The 12,554-nt window shown below is 58.7% G+C and carries 12 protein-coding genes; 1 reads left to right on the top strand and 11 read right to left on the bottom strand.

Going from position 1 to position 12,554, the window contains the following annotated elements; all coding sequences use genetic code 11:
- Positions 1-111 precede the first annotated feature (111 nt).
- Complete coding sequence (locus tag ACOI6Z_RS20680; protein ID WP_012543110.1) at positions 112-1,410, bottom strand: adenylosuccinate synthase; 1,299 nt, start codon at positions 1,408-1,410, stop codon at positions 112-114.
- Positions 1,411-1,512: 102 nt separating this feature from the next.
- Complete coding sequence (locus ACOI6Z_RS20675; protein WP_002885664.1) at positions 1,513-1,710, bottom strand: DUF2065 domain-containing protein; 198 nt, start codon at positions 1,708-1,710, stop codon at positions 1,513-1,515.
- A 223-nt stretch (positions 1,711-1,933) separates the two neighbouring features.
- Between ACOI6Z_RS20675 and ACOI6Z_RS20670 the strand changes: the two genes are divergently transcribed.
- Entirely contained in the window at positions 1,934-2,224 is a 291-nt protein-coding gene (locus ACOI6Z_RS20670; RefSeq protein ID WP_117129308.1) for a hypothetical protein, read from the top strand.
- Positions 2,225-2,307: 83 nt separating this feature from the next.
- On the opposite strand, the gene hflC is transcribed toward ACOI6Z_RS20670, so the two are convergent.
- The 9 genes from hflC to nnr form a co-directional block, all read right to left on the bottom strand.
- Positions 2,308-3,312 carry a protease modulator HflC gene (hflC, locus tag ACOI6Z_RS20665; protein ID WP_004192484.1) on the bottom strand — a complete coding sequence of 335 codons (1,005 nt, stop codon included), beginning with the start codon at positions 3,310-3,312 and terminating at the stop codon, positions 2,308-2,310.
- 2 nt (positions 3,313-3,314) lie between these two features.
- Complete coding sequence (gene hflK / locus ACOI6Z_RS20660; protein WP_004206443.1) at positions 3,315-4,577, bottom strand: FtsH protease activity modulator HflK; 1,263 nt, start codon at positions 4,575-4,577, stop codon at positions 3,315-3,317.
- Positions 4,578-4,642: 65 nt separating this feature from the next.
- On the bottom strand, positions 4,643-5,923 hold the full coding sequence (hflX, locus tag ACOI6Z_RS20655) for a ribosome rescue GTPase HflX (RefSeq protein WP_004146725.1): 1,281 nt from the start codon (positions 5,921-5,923) through the stop codon (positions 4,643-4,645).
- A 75-nt stretch (positions 5,924-5,998) separates the two neighbouring features.
- On the bottom strand, positions 5,999-6,307 hold the full coding sequence (gene hfq, locus ACOI6Z_RS20650) for an RNA chaperone Hfq (RefSeq protein WP_002885659.1): 309 nt from the start codon (positions 6,305-6,307) through the stop codon (positions 5,999-6,001).
- Between the two features lie 92 nt (positions 6,308-6,399).
- Complete coding sequence (gene miaA / locus ACOI6Z_RS20645) at positions 6,400-7,350, bottom strand: tRNA (adenosine(37)-N6)-dimethylallyltransferase MiaA (protein ID WP_004206442.1); 951 nt, start codon at positions 7,348-7,350, stop codon at positions 6,400-6,402.
- Positions 7,343-9,202, bottom strand: a complete 1,860-nt coding sequence (gene mutL / locus ACOI6Z_RS20640; RefSeq protein WP_064155439.1) for a DNA mismatch repair endonuclease MutL — start codon at positions 9,200-9,202, stop codon at positions 7,343-7,345. Before mutL ends, miaA begins: the two co-directional genes overlap by 8 nt.
- Before the next feature lie 10 nt (positions 9,203-9,212).
- Entirely contained in the window at positions 9,213-10,571 is a 1,359-nt protein-coding gene (gene amiB, locus ACOI6Z_RS20635) for an N-acetylmuramoyl-L-alanine amidase AmiB (protein ID WP_117129307.1), read from the bottom strand.
- 16 nt (positions 10,572-10,587) lie between these two features.
- Entirely contained in the window at positions 10,588-11,049 is a 462-nt protein-coding gene (gene tsaE / locus ACOI6Z_RS20630; RefSeq protein ID WP_032454629.1) for a tRNA (adenosine(37)-N6)-threonylcarbamoyltransferase complex ATPase subunit type 1 TsaE, read from the bottom strand.
- Positions 11,042-12,553 (bottom strand): bifunctional ADP-dependent NAD(P)H-hydrate dehydratase/NAD(P)H-hydrate epimerase, encoded by a 1,512-nt coding sequence (gene nnr / locus ACOI6Z_RS20625; RefSeq protein WP_181939588.1) that lies wholly within the window; start codon positions 12,551-12,553, stop codon positions 11,042-11,044. The genes tsaE and nnr overlap by 8 nt, the downstream gene beginning before the upstream one ends.
- Between the last annotated feature and the right edge of the window lies 1 nt (position 12,554).

The following is a 12,554-nucleotide window of genomic DNA, read 5'->3' as shown; positions in this document are numbered from 1 at the left end:
CATCATTATTATTGATGATAAACCAGCCAGCGCTCAGGCCGCTAATTTATTTAAAATGGGGCGGGCGAACAGCAAAAACAAGGGCGCCCGAACGGCGCCCCTTGCGAGTGATTATGCGTCGAACGGGTCGCGCAGAATCATGGTCTCGGTACGGTCTGGACCGGTAGAGATGATATCAACCGGAACGCCGGTCAGCTCTTCAATACGCTGGATGTAGTTCAGCGCTGCCTGCGGCAGGCCGCTGCGCTCTTTCACGCCGAAGGTGGTTTCAGACCAGCCCGGCATGGTTTCGTAGATAGGCTCGATACCTTCCCAGTTGTCGGCTGCCAGCGGAGTGGTGGTCACTTCGCGGCCATCCGGCATACGGTAGCCAACGCAGATTTTCACTTCTTTCAGGCCGTCGAGGACGTCCAGTTTAGTCAGGCAGAAGCCGGACAGGGAGTTAATCTGCACCGCGCGACGAACCGCGACGGCGTCCAGCCAGCCGGTACGACGACGACGACCGGTGGTGGCGCCGAATTCGTTACCCTGCTTGCAGAGGAACTCGCCGGTTTCATCAAACAGCTCGGTCGGGAACGGACCCGCGCCTACGCGAGTCGAGTAAGCTTTGATGATACCCAGAACGTAATCCACATAACGCGGGCCCAGGCCGGAGCCGGTCGCCACGCCACCGGCGGTGGTGTTGGAAGAGGTTACGTACGGATAAGTACCATGGTCGATATCCAGCAGCGTGCCCTGCGCGCCTTCGAACATCACGAAGTCGCCGCGTTTACGCGCCTGATCCAGCAGGTCGGAAACGTCCACCACCATGCCGGTCAGGATGTCGGCAATCGCCATCACATCGTCCAGCACTTTCTGGTAGTCAACGGCTTCTGCTTTGTAGAAGTTCACCAGCTGGAAGTTGTGATATTCCATCACTTCTTTCAGTTTATCGGCGAAGGTTGCTTTATCGAACAGATCGCCAACACGCAGACCGCGACGAGCGACTTTATCTTCGTAAGCCGGGCCGATGCCGCGACCGGTGGTGCCGATCGCCTTCGCGCCGCGCGCTTTTTCACGCGCCACGTCCAGCGCCACGTGATAGTCAAGGATAAGCGGGCAGGCTTCAGAGAGCAGCAGACGCTCGCGAACCGGGATACCACGGTCTTCCAGGCCCTTCATCTCTTTCATCAGCGCAGCCGGAGACAGCACGACGCCGTTACCGATGATGCTGGTGACGTTTTCACGCAGAATGCCTGATGGAATAAGATGGAGAACGGTTTTTTCACCGTTGATTACGAGAGTATGGCCGGCGTTGTGACCACCCTGGTAGCGCACAACATATTTAGCCCGTTCTGTCAGGAGATCGACGATCTTCCCTTTACCTTCGTCACCCCATTGGGTGCCCAGTACGACGACGTTGTTACCCATTTTTCAAAATCACCGTTTGCTTAAAAATGGATTCTACCATCGCTTTTTCAGAGTTACAGCACTTTTTGCATCCAAAATAAGGCAAATCCGACCACTTTTTGATCAGCCAATCGATTTCCTCAACATGTAGTAGATCACAATCCCGGCAACCACAAGTCCGCCGCCAAAGCGCCGCAATAAATTATCCGGGAGCTGGCTCAGGCTGGCGACCATCTTGCGCCAGGCGCGCGGATAAAGTAGCGGGCCAAGCCCTTCGAGTACTAAAACCAGCGCCAGCGCCAGCCAAATGGTGGAGTTCATCGTCAACCCTAATTGAAAAGTATCATCGCCGCCTTCGCAGGCGTCATCGGCCAGCACAGTGAATTCATTCACTCATTTCACATTGTCCCGTATTTCAGCTTCATTATGAACCAGCAAAGTGAAACATAATTCACAACTAATTGTATTGATGGATATTTTTTAAACTGTAACTATGCCGTCGCGTACTACAACCCGGTACGTCTACATAATCAGGAAGATTATCATGAGAGAATTAACCGCATTTGAAATCGAAAATGTGAGCGGCGCAGGTTGGTTACAGGATGGCCTGACCTCCTTAGGTAGTAAGGTCGGCGCCGCCGTATGGACGATGGGCACCGATGCCCTGAGCATCAACCTGCCGCTGCTTGGCACCATTAATCTGGCCGATCTGGCGCCGGACCTGGGCAAAACCCTGGGCGAAAGCGTTGGCTCATCTATCGGCGGCACCATCGAGAGTACGCTGGCGAGCCTGCCGGTGATCGGTGGCCTGCTGAACAAGCTGCTCGGCAACTAATTCACGCCGTCGTAGCATAAAAAAAGGCGCCTGTCTCAGGCGCCTTTTTGCATTAACCACTGTAGGTTACTGTCATCTTCGACTTATTTACGCACCGAATCCGGTGAACGCATATAGCGGAAGAAATCGCTATCCGGGCTCAGGACCATGACATCCTGATTGCTCTGGAAGCTCTTCTCATAGGCGCGCAGGCTACGAATAAAGGAATAGAAGCCCGGATCCTGGCTGAACGCGTCGGCAAACAGTTTTGCCGATTCCGCATCGCCTTCACCACGCAGGATACGGCCCTGGCGCTCGGCTTCCGCCAGCGTCTTGGTGACTTCATAGTCCGCGGTCGCGCGCAGTTTTTCCGCCTCTTCCTGACCCTGTGAACGGTGGCGACGAGCAACCGCTTCACGCTCCGCGCGCATACGGTTGTAGATCGCTTCCGACACTTCCGCCGGCAGGTTGATCTGCTTGATACGCACGTCGACGACTTCAATACCCAGCGCCGCCATACTGTTCGGGTTGATCACCTGCACTTTGCCGTTGGTTTCAGCTTCCACGCGCTCTGCCGCTTTGGCAATCGCGTCGTCAGCTGCCGGCGTGCTAACCTCGTCTTCCGTACCGGCCGACCCTGAGTTCAGCGCATCACGCACTTCCAGCGTCAGACGGCCACGGGAGTCGGTGACGATGTCTTTCACATCCAGACGGCCGATTTCAGAACGCAGACGGTCCGAGAATTTACGCTTCAGCAGCACCTCTGCCTGGGAGACGTCGCCGCCGCCGGTGGCCAGGTAGTAACGGCTGAAGTCGCTGATGCGCCATTTAATATAGGAGTCGACGATCAGGTCTTTCTTCTCTTTGGTGACAAAACGGTCAGCCTGGTTATCCATGGTCTGAATACGCGCATCCAGCATTTTCACCGATTCGATAAACGGGATCTTGAAGTGCAGGCCTGGCGCGTATACCAGCGGCTTGTTTTCGTCGTCGCGCAGAACTTTACCGAAACGCAGCGTGATACCGCGCTCGCCCTCCTTCACGACAAAGACTGACATGTAGAGCACTACCAGCACGATGACAATGATCGCGATAACAGATTTACGCATCGTTATTCCCCCTGACGCTGGTAGTCGTTACGCTGCGCGTTAGCGCGGCGTTGGTCCATAATGCTACCCCCGGTTGAGCTCGAGGTTGATGAGGTGCTGGCGCTGCCAGTGCTGGATGCAGGCGGCAGACGCAGCAGATCGCTGGCGTCACTGCTATCGCTCTTTGCTGCCGGCGCAGCGGCGCCTTTCAGCATCTGGTCCAGCGGCAGAACCATGAGATTGCCGTTTTTGCTGTCATTAACCAGCACTTTACGGGTGTGGCTCAGCACTTTTTCCATCGTTTCGATGTACAGACGCTCGCGGGTAATCTCCGGCGCGGCTTTGTATTCCGGCAGGATCTTAGCAAAGCGAGCCACTTCACCCTGGGCTTCCAGGACGGTCTGGGTCTTATAGGCGCGTGCCTCTTCGAGGATACGCTGCGCCTGACCATTCGCGCGCGGCTGGACTTCGTTGGTGTAAGCCTCCGCTTCACGAATGTACTGCTGTTCGTTCTCACGCGCGGCAATGGCATCGTCAAACGCGGCTTTCACCTCTTCCGGCGGACGTGCCGTCTGGAAGTTGACGTCCAGCAGAGTGATGCCCATGTTGTACGGGCGAATCGTCTCTTCCAGCTCACGCTGAGTATCGCTACGGATCACGGTACGACCTTCGGTCAGAATGCGATCCATGGTGTATTTACCGATCACCCCGCGCAGCGCGCTGTCGGTGGCCTGACGCAGGCTGTCGTCCGCGCTGGTGACGCTAAACAGATAGCGCTCCGGATCGGTGACGCGGTACTGCACGTTCATCTCAACGCGCACCACGTTTTCGTCAGAGGTCAACATGACGCCGGACGCCGCCAGTTCACGTACCGACTCCACGTTTACTGCCTGCACGTTATCGATAAAGGTCGGCTTCCAGTTCAGGCCCGGCTCAACCAGATGGCTGAACTTACCAAAACGGGTGACCACGCCGCGTTCGGCTTCTTTAATAGTATAGAAACCGCTGGCCGCCCAGATAATCACTGCCGCCGCGGCAACGATGCCGACAATACGCCCGCCCATCGGTCCGCGAGGTCCCTGCGCGCTATTGCCGCCGCCCAGTCCGCCCTTGCCGCCGCCGAGCCCGCCAAGTTTTTTACTTAACTTGCGGAAGATATCATCCAGATCCGGCGGCCCCTGCTCGCGACCGCCTTTGTTGCCATTTCCCTCAGAGTTGCCGCCAGGTTTGCTGCTCCCCCACGGGTCGCGGTCCTGTCCGTTATTACCGGGCTGATTCCACGCCATGTATATGCTCCATATTTGTTTTTGATATCCCCACAGGGGTCAATATCTTCAGGCAAGCTGCAAGGTCAAACCACATAGTCAACAAGCGTTGGCTCTTGCTTACAGAGGCGCCGCCAGTCAACGATCGGCATGCGCACCTGCAGACTCACGCTGCCGTCATCCTCCATCCACTCTTTTTCTATCGCCTGAAGCTGATAGAAACGGCTTCTCAGTCGCCCTTCTTTCGGCGGTAAGCGCAGCGTATGCTGGGCCACTTCACCGGAAAGGCGCTCCGTTAACGCCTGAAAAAGCAGTGGTACGCCAACCCCGGTCTGAGCGGAAAGCCAGACCCGAATCGGTTTATTTTCATCGTCGCGATCGATGCGCGGTTCAAAATCGTCCAGCATGTCGATTTTGTTCATCACCAGCAGCGCCGGGATCTCATCGGCCTCAATTTCAGCGAGAACCGTATTTACCGCATCAATGTTTTCCTGCACGCGGACATCCGCCGCGTCAATCACATGCAGCAGCAGCGTCGCCTGACGCGTCTCCTGCAACGTCGCTTTAAACGCGGCCACCAGATCGTGCGGCAGGTGGCGAATAAAGCCGACGGTATCGGCCAGCACCGTTTCGCCGACGTCAGGGACGTCAATGCGGCGCAGCGTCGGGTCCAGGGTCGCGAACAGCTGGTTCGCGGCATAGACCTCGGCGGCGGTGATCTGGTTAAAGAGCGTTGATTTTCCGGCGTTGGTGTAGCCCACCAGCGACACGGTTGGAATATCGGCTTTCGCGCGCGACCGCCGCCCCTGCTCACGCTGTTTTTCGACTTTTTCCAGCCGCGACAGGATCTGCATGATGCGGTTACGCAATAAACGACGGTCAGTTTCGAGCTGGGTTTCACCCGGGCCACGCAAACCGATCCCGCCCTTTTGTCTTTCAAGGTGGGTCCAGCCGCGGACAAGGCGGGTCGCCATATGGCGCAGCTGCGCCAGCTCGACCTGCAGTTTCCCTTCATGGGTGCGCGCGCGCTGAGCGAAAATATCTAAAATAAGACCGGTACGATCGATAACCCGGCATTCGCACAGGCGTTCCAGGTTGCGTTCTTGCGCCGGACTCAGGGCATGATCGAAGAGCACGACCGAAGCGCCGGTCGCTTTAACGGCTTCCGCAATTTCGACTGCCTTACCTTCACCAACAAAATACTTCGGGTGCGGTGCTTTACGGCTACCGGTAATCACCTGCATTGCTTCGACACCGGCGGAAGAGGCCAGAGTTTCAAACTCCTGGAGGTCTTCCATATCTTTGTCTTGCGAAAAATAGATGTGTACCAGTACCGCCTGCTCACCGGCGTCATAACGGTCAAACAAGCGTAAACCCCTTATAAAATACCAGCGGGGAACGCAGAAAACCTGGCTCCCCGGCGTGGAAAAACAGCACTAGCCTTATTCGGCGTCGTCGCTGTCTTGTTGTGGCGCAGAAGAGCCCTGCGCGCTACCACCGTGGTGATAGTTACTGGAACCGCCGCCAGCATTGTTGCTGTGGTGAGACACCGGGCGAGACGGGACAACAGTAGAAATTGCGTGCTTATAGACCATCTGGCTGACCGTGTTCTTCAACAGGATCACGAACTGATCGAAAGACTCAATTTGCCCTTGCAGCTTGATACCATTCACCAAATAAATAGAAACCGGAACGCGTTCCCGACGCAAAGCGTTCAGGAACGGATCTTGTAAAGATTGCCCCTTAGCCATTCTCTCTTTTCCTTATATGTATGCTTGTTTTGTACTCAGAACCTTACGATTCTCAAAAAAAATTACGCACGATACCGTTTAATTGTACACGTTCAGTTCTGGCTCGCACCAACAACCTGTAATACTTTGTTGAGCGCTTGTTCAGGTTGTTCACTGTCTAACCAGTGCACACCTTCCCAACCGCGCAGCCAGGTGACCTGACGTTTGGCTAACTGTCTCGTGGCGCAAACACCTCGATAAACCATCTCATCATATGGGATCTCGCCATTGAGATATGACCACATCTGGCGGTATCCGACACAACGGATGGAAGGCATATCCGTATGCAAATCTCCGCGGGCAAAAAGCGCCCGTACTTCTGCTTCAAAACCTGAAGCTAACATCTGATGAAAACGCTGTTCTATGCGTTGATGGAGCAGTTCACGGCTCGCCGGGGCGATGGCGAACTGATGCACCTGATATGGCAGAGCGTCTCCTGACGTTTGCGTCAGTTCCGTTAAAGTTTTACCCGAAATGAAAAAAACTTCCAGTGCCCGGGAAAGCCTTTGCGGATCATTTGGATGAATACGCGCAGCCGCCACGGGATCGATCTCCTGTAACTGCTGATGTAACGCGTTCCACCCCTGCTCTGCGGCCTGTTGCTCAATCCGCGCTCTGACCTCTGGGTCAGCGGACGGTAAGGGCGACAATCCTTCCAGCAACGCTTTGAAATACAACATCGTCCCGCCGACTAACAGCGGAATTCGCCCGGCGGCGACAATTTCCGCCATCGCCGCCAGCGCATCGCGGCGAAAATCCGCCGCGGAATAGGCCTCTGCAGGATCCAAAATATCCAGCAGCCGGTGCGGCGCGGCGCTCAGCTCTGCGGCATCCGGTTTGGCGGTGCCAATATCCATTCCCCGATAAATGAGGGCGGAATCAACACTAATCAACTCTACTGGCAAAACTTTACGTAAGGCTATCGCCAGCGCGGTTTTGCCGGAGGCCGTCGGGCCCATTAAAAAAATTGCCTTGGGCAGGCTCGCCTCGGTTACATCATTCATCTTTCAGGGCATTCATCGCCGAATGGAGATCTACAGGTTGTAACAGGCCACCCGGCGGCGTTCTCACCAGCTGCGGGCAAAGACGCTCAACGTCCGCCAGCAGCGCAATCGCCTGCGCCATATTCCATGACGTCTGTTCGCTCGTCAGATTACGCGCCATCCATTGGGCGATATTGCCGACGTCGAATGCGTTTTGCTGCGCCAGGTAGCCTATCAGTTCAGGAATCAAGATTTGTAAATTTTGTTGTCTTAAGGGTAAAGGGACCGCGCGCACCGTCACGTGCAGGGCATCGGTATGCATATCGATACCCAGCTGCGTCAGCGCCGACTGCGCGGCGGCCAGCGCCTGTTTTTCCCCTTCCGTCACTTTTAACCGCAGGGGGATCAGCAGCGGCTGGGCACAGACGGCCTCTGCTCCCGGGGTTAACTGCGCCTGGCGCAGCCAGCGCTCGGCAACGGTCAACGACAGCAGCGCCAGGCCGCCCTCGCGCTCCAGTAGCGCGCAGTCACGGCTCACAATCGTCAGCACTCTGCCAAAGCTCTGGCTGTGACCGGCCAGTTCCGCCGTGCCCGGAGTCTGTAACGCGGGCTTTGGCGCCGTCGGCGTGTCGAGCAACTGACGATAAAGCGCCCCTTGCTGCTTCTGGTAACCCGGCTGCGCGTGCGGCCAGCTCGCGCCGCCCGGCCTGCCGCTGGAGGCCGCAGACTCACGCGATGGCGTGATGCTGAAACGGGTTGCCGGTTCACGCGCTTCCGACGGCCGCGCAAACTGGTTGCCGCCCGCCGCGATCCGGTTCTCCGGCATCGCACGGGGCGCCGGCGGGTCGTCTTTTTCCGCCAGCGGCGCGTCAAGTTGCTGCTGCAGCACGCTCAGTACGCCCTGGTAGATAAAGTCATGCACCAGGCGCGACTGATGGAAACGCACCTCATGCTTGGCCGGGTGGACGTTCACATCCACCTGATGGGGATCGATCTCCAGATACAGCACAAACGCCGGCTGCTGATCGGCCCCCAGCTTGTCTTCACAGGCCTGGCGGATAGCGTGGTTGATCAGCCGGTCGCGCATCATCCGCCCGTTAACATAGCAATACTGAATTTCCGCCAGCGCAGGGGTGGTATGCAGCGGATCGGCGACCCAGCCGCGCAGGGTCAGATCGCCATGCTGCCACTCAATCGCCAGGGCATGTTCAAGAAAGGCGGCGCCACAGATGGTTCCCAGCCGCCGCTCCCGCTGGCCATCCTGAGCGACTGCCCGGTACTGGCGCATCACCTTGCCGTTATGGCTGAGGTTGATGGTGACGTCGAAGCGCGCCAGCGCAATGCGGCGGACCACCTCGTCAATGTGGCCGAACTCGGTCTTTTCGGTGCGCATAAATTTGCGCCGCGCCGGGGTGTTGTAGAACAGATCGAGGACTTCCAGGGTGGTGCCGACCGGATGCGCCGCCGGCTTCACCGTCACCGCCTGATCGCGGCCTTCGGCATACGCCTGCCAGGCTTCCTGCTGTTCCGCCGTGCGCGAGGTGAGCGTCAGACGCGCCACCGAGCTGATACTGGCCAGCGCTTCGCCGCGAAAACCGAGGCTGATAATGGCTTCGAGATCGTCGAGCGAGGCGATTTTGCTGGTCGCGTGGCGAGCCAGGGCCAGCGCCAGCTCGTCTTTTTTGATGCCGCAGCCGTTATCGCGAATGCGAATGAGCTTCGCGCCGCCGCGTTCGATATCAATATCAATTCGCGTGGCGCCCGCATCAAGGCTGTTTTCAACCAGCTCTTTCACCACCGACGCGGGCCGTTCCACCACTTCGCCGGCGGCAATCTGGTTTGCGAGCTGCGGCGGCAGAACCTGAATCGGCATCCCCTGCTCCTTAGTTAATCAACATCCCGCCTGGCGCTGCGGCGCTGGCGGTCTGCGCCGCCTCGCCGCGAGGCGCAGACTGCAGCGGATGCTGCATAAAGTAGTTGCGCAGACCGTTGTAAATCGCCTCCGCAATCTGCTCCTGGTAATCATCGCTCCCCAGCAGCCGTTCTTCCCCGTTGTTACTGATAAAGCCTGTTTCCACGAGGATCGACGGAATGTCCGGCGAGCGCAGTACGCCGAGGCTGGCATGCTCAGGACGGCGCTTATGCAGATTGCCAATCCGCTGCAGCTGGCTGAGCACGTTGGTCGCCACATCGTAGCCGACGCGCTGGGAGTGACCGAACTGCAGATCCAGCACCGCCTGGCTCAGGTAGGGATCGGCCTGGCTGTTCGCCAGCACATCGCCCGCGCCGCCGAGCAGTTCAGACTGCTTCTCATGCTGCTCCAGCCAGCCGGCCATTTCACTGTTGGCGCGACGGTTCGAGAGCACCCATACCGAGGCGCCGGTGGCATCGCGGTTTGGCGCGGCGTCGGCATGGATTGAGACGAGGAAGTTGGCGTTTTGCTTACGCGCCACATCCGAGCGCCCCATTACCGAAATAAAGTAATCCCCGTCACGGGTCAGCACCGGTTTAAACTGCGGATCGGCGTTCAGCAGCGCCCGCAGCTTGCGCGCGATAGCGATAGTCACGTTCTTCTCTTTGGTGCCATTCGGACCAATCGCGCCAGGATCCTGACCGCCGTGCCCGGCGTCGATGGCGATAATCACCTTATCCTGCGCCGACACCGTGCGGGCCGCCGGACGGGTCACGGTCTGATTGTTGGTCATCGCCGGCTGAGAGGGGGTCATCACCGTCTGCCGATCGTGGCCCGACGAGCTAAACGGATTGCGTCCCGCCGTCGCCGTCCGGGAAGGCATTACCGGCGGCGGATCGGCCCGTTTCACCACCACAGGAGGCGGCGGCGGTGGCGGTGGCGGCGCGTCGGCATTGATGGTAAAGACCACCGTGTAATTCGCCCCGTTCTGCTGCTTCACCGCCCGGGTTTTGCCATCTTCCGTCAGATCCACCAGCAGACGCAGCGTCTGCGTATCCTGCGGCGTACCGGCGCGAATACTCTTCACCAGGTTGCTGCCGCTAAATTTCAGCGGCAGTCCCTGCAATACGCCGGTCTGCTTGATATCCAGCGCCACCAGTCGTTTGCCCTGCGTGGTAAAGGAATACTCCGGTTCACCGACAAAGCTAAGAGTAATACGGGCCTGCTGGTCTCCATTGGAGACCTGGATATCGGATAAACTCGCCGCAGTGGCGTGAAGACTCGACAGCATCAGCGCAGCGGCAAGCCAGGTGGTTATGCGATACTTCATCCCGTCATCCTTCAGGCTAAATGGCTAAACGCGCCAGTAAAGATTCACCCCGTGAGGAGATCGCGGTCATGCGCGCCTCACGCCCTTGTGCCTGGTAATCAAGGTGAATTTCAACGTCCGGGTCAGGCAGGACACCTGCGCCTTGCTGCGGCCATTCCACCAGGCAGATGGCATCGTCGGCAAAATAATCGCGGATCCCCATAAATTCCAGCTCCTCAGGATCCGCCAGGCGGTAGAGATCGAAGTGATACACCATCAGTTTGTCGAGGGTGTACGGCTCCACCAGGGTATAGGTTGGGCTTTTGACATTGCCGCGGTGACCGAGCGCCTGTAAAAAGCCGCGGCTAAAGGTGGTTTTCCCCGCGCCTAAGTCACCATACAGGTAAATCACGGTGGCGCCGGTACAGGCCTGCGCAATACGGTCGCCCAGGGCCAGCGTGGCCTGCTCATCGGGTAAAGGAATCACTCGGTTAATCATGGTCTACGTCAATCACATCCGGGTTAACAACACGCCTGAGCGTGGAAAAGAGATCGGTCGCCAGCATGCCACGGGTGCCCTCGCGGGCGGCCAGTCGGTCGGCGGCATCGCCATGCGCGACGCACCCGGCACAGGCAGCATCATACGGCGTCAGGTGCTGTCCTAACAATGCGGCGATAATGCCAGTGAGCACATCGCCCATTCCGCCGCTGGCCATCCCGGCATTGCCGGCGTCGATAATGCCCATCGCCCCGCTTTCACTGGCCACCACCGTGCCCGCGCCTTTCAGCACGACCACGCCGCCATACCGTTTTACCAGACGCTGCGCAGAAAGTAAGCGATCGCTTTCAATTTCTGCCACGCTGACGTTCAGCAGACGGGCCGCTTCGCCGGGGTGCGGCGTCAGCACGCGATTGTGACGTTTATCGGGATTGAATGCCAGCAGGTTCAGCGCGTCTGCGTCCCAGACCATCGGTTTGTTAACACTTTCCACCATGCGCAGGGCGCTGCGTCCCCACTCGTTCTGCCCCAGTCCCGGGCCAATCGCCACCACATCCGCCCATTCCAGCGCGGCTTTCAGGGTCTGCGGCGTCAGTTCATCCACCATTAATTCCGGCCGGGCAGTGACAATGGGCGCCACGTTCTCAGAGTGAGTGAGTACTCGCACCAGCCCTGCGCCGGCGCGTAAAGCCGCTTCACCGCACATGCGAATCGCGCCTGCCGTGCCGCGATCGCCGCCGACGATCGCCAGCTTGCCGTGATCGCCCTTATGGGAGGTAGCCCGGCGCGGCGGCAGCCAGTCGGCAAGGTGGGCGGCGCAAAATCGCGTCAGGGGAGTACTTTGTCCGGCGAGCCAGCGCTCAAGCCCCAGCGCATGATGGTGGAGCTGCCCGACGACATCCCGCGCCTTGCCGGTCAGCAGCCCCGGCTTGAGCGCAATAAACGTCAGCGAATGGTCGGCCTGAATGACCGCCCCCGGCGTCGCGCCGGTCTGCGCATTCAGACCGGAAGGGATATCCAGAGCCACCACCGGCGCAGGATGGTGGTTCGCCTGGTGGATGAGCGCCGCGATGGATTCGCGCGGCGCACTGCGCAACCCGGTGCCAAGCAGGCCGTCAATAATCAGTGAGATATCGTCTGGCCAGGGGACAGTGTCCGCATGGATCACGCCGCCGGCGTTAAGCCATGCCTCCCGCGCCGCCTGCGCCTCTTCCGGCAGCGGGTTGTCACTCTCCACCGCCAGCAGCGTCACCCGCCGCCCGGCGGCCTGGGCCAGACGCGCGACGACATATCCGTCGCCGCCGTTGTTGCCATGCCCGCAGAGGATCAGCCAGTGCGCGCTGTCAGGAAAAGCGCGGCTGGCCAGCTGGAACGCCGCCTCGCCCGCGCGCTGCATCAGTTCAAACAGCGTCAGTCCCAGGCTGTCCGCCGCCTCTCGTTCGGCCAGGCGCAGCGCCTCCGCAGGCCAAATGTTGTATGGTATACTGTCAGGGTTTTTCGTCATT

It is taken from the genome of Klebsiella sp. C239 (genome assembly GCF_048822715.1).
Classification (GTDB): domain Bacteria; phylum Pseudomonadota; class Gammaproteobacteria; order Enterobacterales; family Enterobacteriaceae; genus Klebsiella; species Klebsiella quasipneumoniae.
The sequence above is the reverse complement of the archived record's forward strand: the minus strand, read 5'-3'. Positions and strand labels throughout refer to the sequence as shown.